At 60.3% G+C, this 15,311-nt stretch carries 15 protein-coding genes and 1 pseudogene; 11 read left to right on the top strand and 5 right to left on the bottom strand.

Features of this window, described 5'->3' with window-relative positions:
• Window positions 1–13: 13 nt before the first annotated feature.
• Window positions 14–967 (bottom strand): bifunctional helix-turn-helix transcriptional regulator/GNAT family N-acetyltransferase, encoded by a 954-nt coding sequence (locus ACQUTP_RS02460; RefSeq protein ID WP_080846755.1) that lies wholly within the window; start codon window positions 965–967, stop codon window positions 14–16.
• Window positions 968–1,110: 143 nt separating this feature from the next.
• Window positions 1,111–1,710 carry an inorganic diphosphatase gene (locus ACQUTP_RS02465; protein ID WP_004202655.1) on the bottom strand — a complete coding sequence of 200 codons (600 nt, stop codon included), beginning with the start codon at window positions 1,708–1,710 and terminating at the stop codon, window positions 1,111–1,113.
• 253 nt (window positions 1,711–1,963) lie between these two features.
• Between ACQUTP_RS02465 and adhP the strand changes: the two genes are divergently transcribed.
• The 7 genes and pseudogenes from adhP (at window position 1,964) to ACQUTP_RS02500 (ending at window position 10,255) form a co-directional block, all read left to right on the top strand.
• Window positions 1,964–2,974: an alcohol dehydrogenase AdhP gene (adhP, locus tag ACQUTP_RS02470; RefSeq protein ID WP_004202657.1), complete on the top strand. Its 1,011-nt coding sequence runs from the start codon at window positions 1,964–1,966 to the stop codon at window positions 2,972–2,974.
• A gap of 157 nt (window positions 2,975–3,131) precedes the next feature.
• Window positions 3,132–4,754 carry a TIGR04028 family ABC transporter substrate-binding protein gene (locus ACQUTP_RS02475; RefSeq protein WP_004202659.1) on the top strand — a complete coding sequence of 541 codons (1,623 nt, stop codon included), beginning with the start codon at window positions 3,132–3,134 and terminating at the stop codon, window positions 4,752–4,754.
• Window positions 4,755–4,764: 10 nt separating this feature from the next.
• Entirely contained in the window at window positions 4,765–5,709 is a 945-nt protein-coding gene (locus ACQUTP_RS02480) for an ABC transporter permease (RefSeq protein ID WP_004202661.1), read from the top strand.
• Window positions 5,706–6,555 (top strand): annotated as a pseudogene (locus tag ACQUTP_RS02485) (ABC transporter permease). Before ACQUTP_RS02480 ends, ACQUTP_RS02485 begins: the two are co-directional and overlap by 4 nt.
• Window positions 6,552–8,168: a dipeptide ABC transporter ATP-binding protein gene (locus tag ACQUTP_RS02490; RefSeq protein ID WP_285755930.1), complete on the top strand. Its 1,617-nt coding sequence runs from the start codon at window positions 6,552–6,554 to the stop codon at window positions 8,166–8,168. The pseudogene ACQUTP_RS02485 and the gene ACQUTP_RS02490 overlap by 4 nt, the downstream one beginning before the upstream one ends.
• Window positions 8,168–9,154 (top strand): putative FMN-dependent luciferase-like monooxygenase, encoded by a 987-nt coding sequence (locus tag ACQUTP_RS02495; RefSeq protein ID WP_285755929.1) that lies wholly within the window; start codon window positions 8,168–8,170, stop codon window positions 9,152–9,154. Before ACQUTP_RS02490 ends, ACQUTP_RS02495 begins: the two co-directional genes overlap by 1 nt.
• A 9-nt stretch (window positions 9,155–9,163) precedes the next feature.
• Entirely contained in the window at window positions 9,164–10,255 is a 1,092-nt protein-coding gene (locus ACQUTP_RS02500; RefSeq protein ID WP_049003865.1) for an alkylhydroperoxidase domain protein, read from the top strand.
• Between the two features lie 6 nt (window positions 10,256–10,261).
• Here the strand turns inward: ACQUTP_RS02500 and araJ are convergent, their stop codons facing one another.
• Window positions 10,262–11,416 carry an MFS transporter AraJ gene (gene araJ, locus ACQUTP_RS02505; protein ID WP_053810337.1) on the bottom strand — a complete coding sequence of 385 codons (1,155 nt, stop codon included), beginning with the start codon at window positions 11,414–11,416 and terminating at the stop codon, window positions 10,262–10,264.
• A 278-nt stretch (window positions 11,417–11,694) separates the two neighbouring features.
• On the opposite strand from araJ, the gene ACQUTP_RS02510 reads away from it, so the two are divergent.
• The 4 genes from ACQUTP_RS02510 to ACQUTP_RS02525 all read left to right on the top strand — a co-directional run bounded on the left by ACQUTP_RS02510 (window position 11,695) and on the right by ACQUTP_RS02525 (window position 13,723).
• A complete protein-coding gene (locus tag ACQUTP_RS02510; protein ID WP_004202671.1) occupies window positions 11,695–12,132 on the top strand; it encodes a VOC family protein in 438 nt (145 codons plus the stop codon).
• An 85-nt stretch (window positions 12,133–12,217) separates the two neighbouring features.
• Window positions 12,218–13,036 (top strand): polyphosphate kinase 2, encoded by an 819-nt coding sequence (gene ppk2 / locus ACQUTP_RS02515; RefSeq protein WP_004202673.1) that lies wholly within the window; start codon window positions 12,218–12,220, stop codon window positions 13,034–13,036.
• A 178-nt stretch (window positions 13,037–13,214) separates the two neighbouring features.
• Entirely contained in the window at window positions 13,215–13,400 is a 186-nt protein-coding gene (locus ACQUTP_RS02520; protein WP_004202675.1) for a hypothetical protein, read from the top strand.
• Window positions 13,397–13,723, top strand: a complete 327-nt coding sequence (locus ACQUTP_RS02525) for a CcdB family protein (RefSeq protein ID WP_004202676.1) — start codon at window positions 13,397–13,399, stop codon at window positions 13,721–13,723. Before ACQUTP_RS02520 ends, ACQUTP_RS02525 begins: the two co-directional genes overlap by 4 nt.
• A gap of 52 nt (window positions 13,724–13,775) precedes the next feature.
• Here the strand turns inward: ACQUTP_RS02525 and fdnI are convergent, their stop codons facing one another.
• Both fdnI and fdxH read right to left on the bottom strand, forming a co-directional pair.
• Complete coding sequence (fdnI, locus tag ACQUTP_RS02530) at window positions 13,776–14,432, bottom strand: formate dehydrogenase-N subunit gamma (protein WP_004202678.1); 657 nt, start codon at window positions 14,430–14,432, stop codon at window positions 13,776–13,778.
• Window positions 14,425–15,309 (bottom strand): formate dehydrogenase subunit beta, encoded by an 885-nt coding sequence (fdxH, locus tag ACQUTP_RS02535; protein WP_057215499.1) that lies wholly within the window; start codon window positions 15,307–15,309, stop codon window positions 14,425–14,427. Before fdxH ends, fdnI begins: the two co-directional genes overlap by 8 nt.
• Window positions 15,310–15,311: the final 2 nt, after the last annotated feature.

The raw sequence follows: 15,311 nt of genomic DNA on the forward strand, positions 1-15,311 counted from the left end.
AGGCACCCCGCCCTTAGCCGGCGTTGCCTGGCCGGGTAAACTGCTGCTCAGTCATCACCTTTCCCCACTGTTCCCCCTGCCATTCGCAGGTTAACGTGAAGCCAAAGGACTCATACAGTTTGCGGGCCGCATCCAGACCTTTAAACGTCCACAGCTGAACGGCGCTGAACTGACGACTATCGCAGAAAGCCATCGCCTCACTGAGGAGCCGCCTGCCAATGCCGGTTCCCCGACAGCTGTCATCGAGAATGAACCAGCGTAGATGCGCCTGCTGCTGGCCGAGATCCTCGCCATCGATCGCCACCGAACCGACAATCTTCCCCTCGCGCATCGCCAGCCAGATCTGGTTGGCCGGCGAGGAAAGCCGGGTGGCAAATTCCGCCACGCCGCTGGCGACCTTGCCTTCAAAAAAAGCGCCGAAGTCATGGTGCCGGGCGTAATACTCCCCGTGCATCTGGGCTATCCGGCCGATCATCCCCGGCTGATAGCCGGTCACCAGCGAAATCTGCGGGGTCGTATCCGCCAGCGCAGTATCCCGACACTGCGCCAGCGCCTGAGCATAGGCCGCCAGTCCGCTGGCGACGGTCCGCTGCTGCGGCTCATCCAGATGGCCTAACGCCTCCACCACCCGGCGGGTAGCCCACGCGTTGATCATCGCCACCGTATCGTGCCCCTTGGCGGTAAGCGCCAGCGATTTAGACCGCGCATCCTCCGCGCAGGGACGTTCCTCCAGCTCCCCGGCCGCCAGCAGACGGGCAACCATCCGGCTGACGCTCGATTTTTCCAGGCCCAGCAAAGTCACCAGCTGGGCGGCGGTCATCGCCCCTCTCACCGACACTTCGAGCAGGGTATGCACCGCCGACGGCGAATAGTGGGTGGCGGCCAGCGTGGTGTTCATAAAACCCAGCTCGCGCACCATTAACCGTGAGGCGGTACGGATCTGTTGGATTAAGGAGGTGTCAGCCATAGCGATGCGTCCAGATCAAGATATAGTTGTATTATACAACCATCTATTGCAGGACGCGTCAAGAGGATAAACCCTCCAGTACGGCTGGGTAGCGTATCGGATGATGGAATGCTGCGGGCGCCGGACTGCGCCCGCGATGAATATTATTGCGGGTTCTTCCCCTTCCAGGCTTCCCAGGCCGATTTGATCTCCTGCTTCGCGGCGGCGGCATCATTAAACCCGGCCAGCTCGACCTTTTTCCGCCCCTCCGGCAGTTCTTTATAGACCCGGAAGAAGGCCTCCAGCCGCTGCTGCTCGATTTTCGGCAAATCGGCGATGGTCTTGATGTCGTCATAGGTGGGATCAATTTTGCTGGCCGGCACGGCGATGATTTTGTCGTCTTTCTCACCGCCGTCTACCATCTTAAGGACGCCGATCGGCCGCAGCTTAATCAGCGTGCCCGGGGCCATTGGCGCGCGGGTGTAAAACACCACGTCCAGCGGGTCGCCATCCCCGGCCAGCGACTGGGTTAATGAACCGTAGTTTGCCGGGTAAGCCACCGGCATCGACTGAAAGCGGTCGGCGATGATAAATCCTGTTTTGGCGTCGGTTTCATACTTAATGATCCCGCCAGCCGGGATCTCGGTAACCGCGTAAAACTCTTCGGGATTGTTTTCCGGCTGCGGGAATTCCAGCACATTGTGAGCCTGTGCGGCGGCGGAAAAAAGCAGACCGGCAGTGAGGAGCGTTTTGACCAGATGCATTGTTGTATCACTCTGTTGTTATAAGAAATTGATGCGCAAAACAATAGTGTTGAGTGATGAAGAAAACATGACCATTCAGTGACGCTATTATTACCTACCAAAATTAGAGGTATTGTCTGAATTTTGTGCTATCGTTGTAGCAAAAAACCACATCCTGTACTAAAGCGCCTTGTTTTTTTCCCCATAGCGTCTAATCCTTATTAGGTAGTATTGCATTAATAAAATTAATCATTCCCCTCACAAGGAGACAGGCATGAAGGCAGCTGTTGTTACCCACGACCATCAGGTTAACGTTACGGAAAAAACGCTGCGCCCGCTGGAATACGGCGAAGCGCTGTTGAAAATGGAATGCTGCGGCGTGTGTCATACTGACCTGCACGTGAAAAACGGCGATTTTGGCGATAAAACCGGCGTTATTCTTGGTCATGAAGGGATCGGGGTAGTACAAAAAGTCGGCCCTGGCGTCACCTCCCTGAAGCCGGGCGATCGCGCCAGCGTGGCGTGGTTCTTCGAAGGCTGCGGCCACTGCGAATACTGTAACAGCGGCAACGAGACGCTGTGCCGCTCGGTGAAAAACGCCGGTTATACCGTCGACGGCGGCATGGCGGAAGAGTGCATCGTCACCGCCAACTACGCGGTTAAAGTCCCGGACGGCCTCGACTCCGCCGCCGCCAGCAGCATCACCTGCGCCGGGGTCACCACCTACAAAGCCGTTAAGGTCTCCCACATCAAACCGGGCCAGTGGATCGCTATCTACGGCCTCGGCGGCCTGGGCAACCTGGCGCTGCAGTATGCCAAGAATGTCTTTAACGCCAAAGTGATCGCCATCGACGTCAACGACGGCCAGCTGGAGCTGGCGGCCTCGATGGGCGCCGATCTGACCATCAACTCGCGCAATGAAGATGCGGCGAAAGTGATTCAGGAAAAAACCGGCGGCGCGCATGCTGCCGTGGTGACCGCGGTTGCTAAAGCGGCCTTTAACTCGGCGGTGGATGCCGTTCGCGCCGGCGGCCGCGTGGTGGCGGTAGGCCTGCCGCCGGAAGCAATGAGCCTCGATATTCCACGTCTGGTGCTCGACGGCATCGAAGTGGTCGGCTCGCTGGTCGGTACCCGTCAGGATCTGGTGGAAGCCTTCCAGTTCGCCGCCGAAGGCAAAGTGGTGCCGAAAGTCACCCTGCGCCCGCTGGAAGATATCAACGCCATTTTTAAAGAGATGGAGCAGGGTCAGATCCGCGGCCGTATGGTTATCGATCTGCGTAGCTAATCGCCAGCGCCTCTCCCGCCCGGGAGAGGCGCTTCCCCTCGCTTCCCGCCGCGAAAAGTAAATGCAATTTCCGCAAATGCTTAGCGCAATTCCTTGGTTCCTTTGTTTTTAGCCGCGCCCGATGATGGCAAGACAATAGATAACAAAGGAATTCACCATGCATCGTCATTTTCGCCTGCCCGCGCTGGCCGCGCTGTTTCTTTCCGGCGCCTTTTCCGTCTGGGCCGCCGACACGCCGGTTAAAGGCGGTACCTTAATTTATCTGGAGCAGCAACCGCACACCAATCTCTATCCACCCGCCGGCGGCTTTTATCCAAACGGCGGCATTCTCAATCAGATCACCGACAAGCTGACCTGGCAGAACCCGAAAACGCTGGAGATTGAGCCGTGGATCGCCGAGAGCTGGACCAGTAATGCCGATAAAACCGAGTACACTTTCCACCTGCGCAAAGGGGTCACCTTCTCGGACGGTACGCCGCTGGATGCCGCCGCCGTCGCCAAAAACTTCGACACCTATGGGCTGGGCGATAAAGCCCACCGCCTGCCTGTCTCGGAGGTGATCAATAACTACCAGCGCAGCGAAGTGATCGACCCGCTGACGGTGAAATTTTACTTCAACAAACCGTCGCCGGGCTTTCTGCAAGGGACCGCCACCATCGGCTCCGGTCTGGTGTCCCTCAGCACCCTGCAGCGCAATTTTGAGGAGCTGGGCGATGCCCGGCATATCATCGGCTCCGGTCCCTTTGTGGTGCAGGATGAAAAACCGGGCCGCGAGCTGACGCTGGTGGCGCGCAAGGATTATCAGTGGGGGCCGAAAAACATCGCCCAGCAGGGGCCCGCCAACCTCGACGGCATCACCTATATTGTGACCCCGGAAGACAGCGTGCGCATCGGCGCGCTGCTGGCCGGCCAGGCGGGCTTTATTCGCCAGGTGCAGGCCTACGATGAAAAGCAGGCGACCGATCAGGGATTTAAGGTCTACGCCGCCCCTACCCGCGGGGTCAACGACAGCCTGAGCTTCCGCCCGGATAACCCTCTGGTCGCCGACCTGCGGGTGCGCCAGGCCCTGCTCCATGCCACCAACGCCAAACAGGTGGTGGAGACGCTGTTCTCCGCTAACTACCCGCAAGCCACCTCCGTGCTGGCCAGCTCTGCCGCCGGCTATGTCAATCTGAGCGATAAACTGACCTTCGACCAGGCCAAAGCCCGGCAGTTGCTGGATGAGGCCGGCTGGAAAGCGGCCGCCGACGGGATTCGCAGCAAAGACGGGCAGCGGCTGGCGCTGACGGTCTATGAGTCGCTCCCGCAGCCGCAGAATAAAGAGGTGCTGCAGCTGATCGCCCAGCAATGGCGCCAGGTGGGAGTCGCGTTAACGGTCAAAGCCGGGGATGCCGGCAGCCGTACGCTTGACAACCTCGACCCGCAGAAAACGCCGCTCACCGTTTCGGAAGTGGGCCGCGCCGATCCGGATGTGGTAAAAAGCATGTTTTTCCCCAACAACCGCGACGCGCTGCTGCAGAAAGGCGGCTCCAGCGATAAAGTACAGCACTTCCGCGATGATAAGCTGAACGATCTGCTGACCGGCATCTCCGCGGCGGTGGAGCCACAGCAGCGTCTGCAGTTAACCGGCGATGCCCAGCGCTATCTGATCGAAAACGCCTATGTGATCCCGATTTTCGAAGAGCCGCAGGTGTTCGCCGGCGCGCCGTGGGTGAAAGGCGTCAGCTTCGAGGCCGTCGGTCGTCCGTCGTTCTACAGCGCCTGGCTGGATAAACATTAAGAGGCCGGATATGAGCGCTTATCTTCTGCGACGGTTCGGTCAGGGGCTGCTGGTCCTGTGGGCGGCCTTTACCCTCACCTTTTTCCTGCTGCAGGTGCTGCCAGGGGATGCGGTGCTGATCAAGTTTCAGAACCCGGACCTCGGTCTGAGCCCGGCGCAAATCGCCGACATGCGGCTGGCCTACGGCGCCGACAGCCCGCTGTGGCGCCAGTACCTGCACACGCTGCTGGCAATGCTGCACGGCGACTTTGGCTATTCCCTGCAGGCGGGTCTGGCGGTCAGTAGCCTGATTGCCAGCAACCTGCCGGATACCTTAAGCCTCGCCCTGCCGGCCTTCCTGCTGGCCGTGATCCTGGCGTTCACCCTCGCCTTCGCCTCGCGTCTGCCGGGGCTGCGCTGGCTGAGCAACCTCCTGCAGTCGTTGCCGGTGCTGTTTATCTCGCTGCCCACCTTCTGGCTGGGTATCGCCCTGATCCAGCTCTTTTCGTTTCAGTTGCGCTGGATCCCGGTGATCAACCCCGGTCCGCTGGAAGGGCTGATTTTACCGGTTATCGCCGTCGCGCTGCCCATCTCCGCCCCGCTGGCGCAGATCCTGATGCGCAGCATGGATCAGGTGGCGGTTCAGCCCTTCGTCGCGGTCGCCCGCGCCAAGGGAATGAGCGAAACCGGCGTCCTCTGGCGCCATGTGATGGGTAACGCCCTGCTGCCTGCGCTGAACATAGCCGGGCTGCTGCTGGGCGAGCTGATTGCCGGGGCGCTGATCACCGAGACCGTCTTCGGCCGCAGCGGCCTCGGGCAGCTGACCCAGCAGGCGGTCAATAACCAGGATATTGCTGTGCTGCAGGCGGTGGTGATGATCTCCGCCCTCGGTTTCGTCCTGATCAACCTGCTGGTCGACCTGGTCATGCCGCGGCTGGATCCCCGACTCCAATTACAGACCGGAGGTGTGAAATGAGCCTGGTCGACTATGCCATCGCGGTTCGCCGCCGCCCGGAGTGGCGCAGAGTGCGTCTGCAGCCAGGCCTGTGGCTGGCGTGGGCGGTGATGATCACCGCCCTGTTAATGACCCTTGCCCCACAGTGGTTTACCTCCGCTAACCCACTGGAAGGGATCCCCGGCGCTCAGCGCCTGGCGCCGCAGGCGCACTACTGGCTGGGCACCGACCAGTTGGGCCGCGACCTGTGGACGCGGGTGGTTTACGGCGCGGTACATTCTCTGTCGGCGGCGCTAATCGCCGTCGCCATCGGCCTGGTGGTCGGCACCGCCCTTGGCACCCTCGCCGGGGGCACTGGCCGGACGCGTGGAATCCACCCTCATGCGCCTGGTGGATGTCCTGCTGGCCATCCCCTCGCTGCTGCTGCAGCTGACGGTGATCATTCTGCTGGGTTTTGGCTCGGTGAATGCGGCGGTGGCGGTCGGCGTCGCGGCTATCGCCAGCTTCGCGCGCCTGGCGCGGGCGGAAGTGGTGCGCGTGCGCCACAGCGATTACGTCGAAGCGGCCCGGGGCAGCGGCGGCACCTTTCTCGCCATCTTCTGGCGTCATATCCTGCCCAACTCGCTCACCGCGGTGCTCGCCTTCGCAACGCTGCAGTTTGGTCAGGCGATGCTGGCTCTGGCCACCCTCAGCTTCCTCGGCTACGGCACCCCGCCGCCGGTCCCGGAGTGGGGATTACTGATCGCCGAAGGTCGTAATTACCTGTCGACCGCCTGGTGGCTGACCACCTTCCCCGGCCTCGCCGTGGTCGCGGTGGTCCTTGCCGCCAATCGTCTTAGCCGCCAGTGGAGTGGAGTACGCCCATGAACGTTCTGTCTGTTGAAGATCTGCGCATCAGCTACCGCTCGCGGGGCGAATGGCGCGAAGTGGTGCATAACGTCAGCTTTTCCATTCAGCGCGGCGAAATGCTGGCCTTCGTTGGGGAATCCGGCTCGGGGAAAACCACAACCGCGCAGGCGATTATCGGCCTGCTGGCGGATAATGCCCGCCGCGACGCCGGGCGAATTATTCTCAATGGCGAAGTGATTAGCGACTGGTCGGCAAAACGCCTGAACCGCCTGCGCGGAGTGAGCATCAGCCTGGTGCCGCAAGACCCAGGCAATTCGCTTAACCCAGTAAAAACCATTGGTCAGCAGGTGGAAGAGATTCTGCAACTGCATCAATCCCTCTCCGCCGCCGAACGCCGGCAGCAGGTCCTCAACCTGCTCGCTAAAGTCGGGCTCAGCCACCCGGAACAGCGTCTTGACCAGTACCCGCATCAGCTGTCGGGCGGGATGAAGCAGCGGGTGCTGATCGCCATCGCCATTGCCCTGCAGCCGGATCTGATTATTGCCGACGAGCCTACCAGCGCCCTTGACGTCACGGTGCAGAAGCGCATTCTCGACCTGCTCGATATCCTGCGTCGCGAGTCGGGAACCGCCGTGCTGTTTGTCACCCACGATCTGGCGCTGGCCGCCGAACGCGCCGACCGGATCATGGTGTTTCGCCAGGGCGAGATTCAGGAACAAGGCGCCACCGAGACGATTGTCCGGCGTCCGCAGCACCCTTACACCCGCCAGCTGCTCCGCGATCTGCAGGACGCGCCGCTGAGGCTGACGGCGGATCGTCCTCGTCCGCTGGCCACGCCGGCCATTCGCGTCGACGGGATCAGCAAACGCTTCTCGCTGGGCAAACAGGCGCTGCAGGCGCTCGACAGCGTCAGCTTTGAGGTCAGGCGCGGCAGCACCCATGCGCTGGTGGGCGAGTCCGGCTCCGGAAAAACCACCCTGGCGAGGATCCTGCTGGGCTTCGAGCGCGCCGACGCCGGACAGGTGACCATCGACGGTATTGACGCCGGGCATCTTAGCCGCGAGGCGCAGCGTCAGCTGCGGCGCAAAATCCAGTTCGTCTATCAGAACCCCTTCGCTTCGCTCGACCCGCGCCAGACGCTGTTCGCGATTATCGAAGAGCCATTAAAAAACTTTGAGCGCCTCAGCGCGGCGACGCGTCGCCAGCGTGTGGAGAGCGTCGCCGCGCGGGTGGCACTGGCCCCGGAGCTGCTGTCGCGGACGTCGCGGGAGCTTTCCGGCGGCCAGCGGCAGCGGGTGGCGATTGCCCGGGCGCTGATCCTCGAGCCGGCGATCCTGGTCCTTGACGAAGCGACCTCGGCACTCGACGTCACCGTTCAGGCGCAGATCCTCGCCCTGCTAGAGCAGCTACAGCAGCAGCTTGGTCTGAGCTATCTGTTCATTACCCACGATCTGGCGACGGTGAGGCGGATTGCCGACAGCGTCACGGTGCTGCGCGCCGGCCAGGTGGTGGAGCATGGCGACGTTGGCCGCCTGTTCGCCGCCCCGCAGCAGGCCTACACCCGCGAGCTGATCGCCGCTATCCCCCAGGTTTCCCCCCGCTTAGCGCAGCCCTATACGGAGAACGCATAATGCCTAAACGCCTCGGCTTTTTTACCCGTCTGCTCGATCAGGGCTCTGCGCAAACGCGCTACCGGCTGGCGGCCGAACAGATCCGCCACGCGGAGCGCGTCGGCTTCGACAGCGCATGGATTGCCCAACACCATTTTCATGAACAGGAAGGCGGCCTGCCTTCCCCGCTGGTGTTTCTCGCCCACGTCGCGGCGCAGACTGACCGCATTCGCCTCGGTACAGCCATTATCACCTTGCCGATGGAAAATCCGCTGCGCGTCGCCGAAGACGCGGCGGTGCTGGATTTACTCACCGACGGGCGTCTGGAGGTGGGGTTTGGCTCCGGCGGCACGCCAACCTCATTTCTGCCCTTCGGCCTGACCAGCGAGCAGCGCGGAGCGGTGTTTGCCGACCATCTGCACCTGATCCACAGCGCCTGGCGCGGCGACACCCTCAGCCACCCGAACAACCATCTCTATCCGCCGGCGCCGCAGCTGGCGGCGCGAATCTGGATCGCCACCTTCTCGGTGGAGGGCGCCATCCGTGCCGGTCAGGCGGGACACGGGCTGATGCTGTCCCGCACGCAGCCCCGGCCGCCCGGTGAGCCGCGCCTGCCGCTGGACGCCATTCAGAACCCGATCATCGACGCCTATCTGTCGGCGCTGCCGGACGGCGTTGCGCCGCGGATCCTCGCCTCGCGCACCGCCTTTGTCGCTGACAGCCACGCCCACGCCCTGCAGATCGCCGAACCCGGCCTGCGCAAACAGGCGGCACAGCACCGGGAAGCGGGTCATCGGATAGAAGGTGACAGTGTCACTGACTATCTGCAGCAGCTGGATGCCCACGTCGGCGATCCTGAGCATGTTATCGCCTCCCTGGCGCAAGACAGCGTACTGGCCCGCGCTACCGATATTTCGTTTCAGGTGCACTCGGTGGAGCCTTCGCACCGGGATACGCTGCGTTCCATTGAGCTGATCGCTCAGCATATTGCCCCCCACATCAGATAAGGAGTCACCATGACGCTGAGTCAGGATATTCTGGCCGAACTGGCGGAGATCGCCATCGGCTCCCCGCTCGATCAGGCGCGCGCAGTCCGCGACGCCGCCACCCGTCACGCCCAGGGAAGTTATGAAGTGCTGTTCAGCCAGCAGGATACTGACTTTCCTCTTGATGAACGCTTCGCCGTGGCCGCGAAGGTGGCGAAACTGCACCAGGCGGACGCGCTGGCGGCGCACTATGCCGGCTTCGGCCTTGCCGACCCGACCACGGACCGTCTGGTTCCGGCGCTGGCCTTTGCCCGCCTGCTGACCTTCACTCCTGTCGAAGCGACCCCCGCCGCGCTGCACGCTCTGACAAAAGCAGGCTGGAGCCTGCGGGGCATCGTCACCCTGGCGCAGCTGGTAGCCTTTGTCAGCTTCCAGAGCCGCCTGCTGCTGGGCCTGCGGGCGCTCAACCATCAGCCCATCGTCAGCGCCGACACGCCGGTGGTGGCCGGGTACTGGCACACCACCCCACAAACTCAAAGCGGCAAAGCGGCCCCGGTGCGTTTCACCCGTGATGAACTGCATTGGGAACCCTGGCTGGCGGATAAACCGCTGGCGGAATTTAGCCCTGAAGAACAGGCGATCCTGGCAAAATATGGCCATAGCGATTCGCCTTACTTCCGCCTGCTGGCGCGCAACCAGCCGGTGCTGGAGCAGCGGACGCTGACTGATAAAGGCATTTTCTATACCCCAGGGGGGTTGCCGCGCGCCGAACGTGAACTGGCCGCCACGGTGGCCAGTAAAATCAACGGCTGTATTTACTGCGCCTCGGTACATGCCCGCAAAGCGGCGCAGCTGGCGAAGGACGAGACCGCCGTCGACACGCTGCTGGCGGTGACGCCGGGAGACGATCTGCGCGGCGGGCAGTCGCCGCGCTGGCAGGCGGAGATCGATGCCGCCGCCGCGCTGTCGGTGACGCCGCCCGCGCTGAAAGCCAGCCATCTGGCTGCGCTTGATGAGCAGGGCTTAGATACCCTGGCCCAGCTGGATCTGCTGCAGTCAGCGGCCTTTTTCGCCTGGGCCAACCGGCTGATGCTGACGCTCGGCGAACCCTGGCGTGAGTAAGCGTCGTTAGCAAGCCTGTCGGCGCTGATGGCGACCGTAGATGAGCAAGGCGCTCATCGCCAGAAACGACAGCGTGGCGGCGGGAAGCGCCACGCTGTTCCAGCCGAACCCCTGGGCAATCATCATTCCGCCGCAGAAGGCGCCGATGGCGCTCCCGAGGTTAAAGGCGATCTGCCCCCCTGCCGCCCCCAGCATCTCGCCGCCTTTGGCGTTCTGCAGCAGCAGGATCTGCAGCGGCGCCGACAGGGCAAACAGCCCGGCACAGCAGAAAAACGCCAGCGTCAGCGAAGCGACTTTATGCTCCCCGAAGGCAAAGATCAGCAGCAGCGTCACGGCGATCGCCCCGTCAGTCATGGCCGCGATGCGCAGCGGACTGTAGCGCCCGGAAATTTTACCGCTGAACAGATTGCCAACCACCATACCCAGCCCCGCCAGCATCATAATCAGCATCATCCGGCTTTCGGCAAAGCCGGAGACGTTGAGCATAAAGGGCTTGATATAGCTGAACCACGCGAACACCCCGGCGTTACCGAACATGGTGGCGGCAAAAATCAGCCACGGCGCCGGGGAAGCCAGAAAACGGAACTGCTCGCGCAGCCGCGTGCTGGCCCGGTCATACAGCGTGGGCACCCAGCAGCAGATGGCCAGAAACACCGCGACGTTAAACACCGCGATAAGTGCGAAGGTATAGCGCCAGCTAAAGTGATGCCCAAGCCAGGTGCCGCCGGGGACGCCCACCAGGTTAGCGATCGTCATGCCGCCAATCATCCCGGCCACCGCGGCGGTCACCTTCCCTGGCGGCGCGATTTTCGACAGGATAATCGCGCCGACGCCAAAGAACGCCCCGTGGGGAAACCCGGAAACCAGCCGGCCTAGCGCCAGCATGGCGTAGCTACTGGAGAAGGTAAACAGGGTATTGCCGAGAATGCACAGGGCGGCGAGAAACAGCATCACCGATTTCAACGAAAACCGACTGGAGAGCAACGCCATGATCGGTGCGCCGATCACCACGCCGAAGGCATACCAGGCAATCATATTGCCGGCGGCGGGAATGGAAATCCCGACATCGCGCGCCATGTCCGGCAGCACGCCCATAATGCCAAATTCCGCCATGCCGAGTCCGAAAGTGCCCAGCGCCAGTGAAAAGATCGTTTTTTTCATACATCTTATAGGGGTATTGAGAGACGGCCGGCATTATTGACCATCCCGCCTCGCCACACCAGCTAAAAACGCCCGACGGCAGTATCCTCCATATAACGGCCTGATTCGTTCATGCGCTCGCCAGCGCCACTGTTGGCTTTCCTGCCGACGGCAGAGGCGCCTGGCGGTGGATAATCCCCTGTAAAAATTGGTGGGCACGCAGGGATACATCGCGGATTGATCTCAAGTTAACTTGAGGTTGTAAAGTCGAGACATCGTTCACCTCGGGAGAATCATCCATGCAAAATGTTGATGTCGGCTTTACCCATGTCGCCTTTACCGTCCGCTGTCTGGCCAGCAGCATCGATTTTTATACCCGCTATACGGCGATGACCGTTATTCACCAGCGCGAACCCGACCTCCCCTCGGCGCGTAAAGTGGCGTGGCTCAGCGATCGCACCCGACCTTTCGCCCTGGTGCTGGTGCAAAGTGATGACCCTGCCGACACGCCGCTGGGTCCGTTCGGCCATCTCGGCGTCGCCTGCGCCACCCAGGCGGAGATCGATGAGAAAGTCGCTCAGGCGCGGCGGGAAGGCGTTTTGCGTCGGGAACCGGAGCAGTTGGGCGATCCGGTAGGCTATTTCGCTTTCTTTGCCGACCCGGACGGTAACACCCTTGAGCTGTCGTGGGGGCAGCGGGTGGGACTGGAAGTCATCGCCGCGGGGAGCGCCCGCTAACCCGTCCCGGGCGGAATATTTTCCACCGCCTCGCCGGTGAAGGATTACACTTCAAAGGGATACCTCGGCAACACGGAGCATGGCGATGGGTAATAAGAAAAGCGGTAATCCGGTCGACGCGGCGGTGAAGATCGCCCCGCTTGACAATAAAGCGTATGAGAAGGCGTTGCGCAAGCTCCACGTGGAGCTGGTGAAACTGCAGCGCTGGGTGGTGCATAAAGGGTTGAAGGTGTGCATCGTCTTTGAAGGCCGGGACGGCGCCGGCAAAGGCGGCACCATTAAGGCGATCACCGAGCGCGTCAGCCCGCGTATCTTCCGGGTCGTCGCCTTACCCTCGCCCACCGAACGCGAGAAAAGTCAGCTCTATTTTCAGCGCTATATCAAGCATCTCCCGGCGGCTGGGGAAATCGTGATTTTCGATCGCAGCTGGTACAACCGCGCCGGCGTCGAACGCGTGATGGGCTTTTGTACCCCGGAGGAGGTGCAGAAATTTCTCGACGGCGCGCCGATGGTGGAGCGCGGCATGGTCGAGTCGGGCATTATCCTGCTCAAGTACTGGCTGGAGGTCTCCCCGCAGGAGCAGGAGCGGCGCCTGCGGGATCGCATCGACGACGGGCGCAAGATCTGGAAGCTCTCGCCGATGGACATCAAGTCTTTCAATCGCTGGGATGAATATACCGCCGCCCGCGACGCCATGTTCGCCGCCACCGACACCGCCTGGGCGCCGTGGTTCGTCGCCCGCTCCGAGGATAAAAAGCGGGTGCGTCTGAATATCATCACCCACCTGCTGTCGCAGATCCCCTACGAAGCCTTGCCAGTGGAGCATGTCACGCTGCCGAAGCGCAAAATTGGTAAAATGAAACAGACCAATTTCCCCTTCCGCTTTATTCCGGAGAAGTTCTGATTATTTCCCGCCGCGCTGGTTAATACCAGCGCCGGGTTTATTACTATAACCATTAATATTTCAGGCGATTACTTTCCTCTGGAAGCTGCCTCGCAAAATAAACATTAAAATTACTGCTGGCATTTATCTTTTAGTGAGTAAAGTGAATAATCACAGAACCAACCGCAAGGAGCCTATGATGAAAAGTAATACGCTACGTAAAAGACCCACTGACGTACCCGTCCAGAAGGTGTCAGTACAGCCAGGTAAGGATTTACGAGAAGCAGATAAACAGAGACAGCACAAGGAATTCATTGCCGCAATGAATGAATTTATTGCAAAAGGAGGCACTCTTACTGATGATGAATTTTTCAGGGTACTATGATGCTTGAACAATTCAATGTTTATCGAAATTGTTCTGCTCAGACAAATAAAACCCTGCCATATTATATGATTGTGCAGAATGATTATTATGCAGACTTGGCCACGAGAGTCATTATTCCTTTAATGCGACCACAACAGTTACCACGCTGGCATCAGCATGTCGTACCAAGGATAAATATTGAATTTGACAGCTTTTTACTTTGTACGCCAATGATCAGTAACTTAAATAATAAACGGATCCAGCCACAGGATTTCGTCTGCAATCTGAGTCATGCGCGCCAGGGCGTTATCGATTCAATCGATACACTTATCACGAACTGCTGACTGCCGGGAACCCGCTCCGACATCTCCGGAGCGGGTTTCGCGCCGTGAAGGCTTACTTCATCCCTTCGCGACTCTCTTTCATCGCTTCAAGGCGTTCGACATCGCGATACCAGCGCGGGTGGTGTTTCTTCGCCCAGCGGCGGCTGACTTTGCCTTCAATCATCCCCTTAATCGACCCCTTCACCCAGAACGCCATATACATATGGATAAGGATGGCGTGGATCAGAATAATGGCCGAAGTGGCGTGTATCAGCAGGCTATAGCGAATCACCGGAATCGGGAAATATTGGGCAAACCAGGGCCGCCAGATAATCACCCCGGTCACCAGCAGCACGAAAATCATGCTCATGATGGTCCAGAACATCATCTTCTGCCCGGCGTTATATTTACCGACCCGCGCCACCTTATGCTCGTTGCCTTTCAGCACCTCCACAATGCCTTTCAGCCACGGAATATCCTGTTTATCCGGGATGTTGTGGTGGACAAAACGAACGAACATAAACATCAGGGCGACAAAAATCAGCACGCCAAAGAAGGGGTGCAGAATACGCCCCATCTGCGGGGTACCGAAGGTTTCGGTCAGCCACTGCAGCGTCGGGAAGAAAAACGATATTCCCGACAGCGCCACGAGGAAGAAACAGATAACCACCGTCCAGTGACAGGCGCGATCGATAAAGGTCGTGCGCACTATCATCTTCGATTTACTCATCATGCTCCTCCTCGTCGTCGTCAACTTCCTTGTTCGGCCCGATACCGATGTAGTGATAGATAAGCCCGGCAAAGGTGGCGATAAAGCCCACCGCCGACAGCGGCTTCAGCGCCCCCTTCCACAGATTGATACTGGTATCGATCTGCGGTTCCTTCGGCAGCTTGTGATACAGCTCAGGCTGGTCGGCATGATGCAATACGTACATCACGTGGGTGCCGCCGACGCCCTGCGGGTTGTAAATCCCGGCCCTGGCATAACCGCGTTTTTTCAGCTTAGCCACCCGCTCCTCGGCCACCTCAAGCATCTCTTTTTTCGTGCCGAAGTGGATCGCGCCGGTAGGACAGGTTTTCACGCACGCCGGTTCCTGACCGACGCTGACCCGGTCCACGCACAGGGTGCATTTATAGACCCGGTTATCCTCTTTATTGAGACGCGGTACGTTAAACGGACAGCCAGCAATGCAGTAGCCGCAGCCGATGCAGTTTTCCTGCTGGAAATCGACGATGCCATTGGCGTACTGAATAATCGCCCCGGCGGATGGGCAGGCCTTCAGACACCCCGGCTCTGCGCAGTGCATACAACCATCCTTGCGGATAAGCCACTCCAGCTTGCCGTTCTGTTCGGTCTCGCTAAAGCGCATTACCGTCCAGGATTTGGCGCTAAGATCCGCCGGGTTATCGTACACCCCGACGCAGTGCCCCACGTCATCGCGGATGTCATTCCACTCGGAGCAGGCCACCTGGCAGGCTTTACAGCCCACGCAGGAGGAGACATCGATAAGCTTGGCGACTTCCGCTTTATGGTCCCGCGCGCGCGGCGCGGGGGTGATCGGGTTGGTCGCGGAGCGTTTAATAATGTCTTGTGTTTCCATCGCCATTG

It is taken from the genome of Klebsiella sp. 2-CIP_Kleb., from assembly GCF_050378715.1.
GTDB lineage: Bacteria > Pseudomonadota > Gammaproteobacteria > Enterobacterales > Enterobacteriaceae > Klebsiella > Klebsiella quasipneumoniae.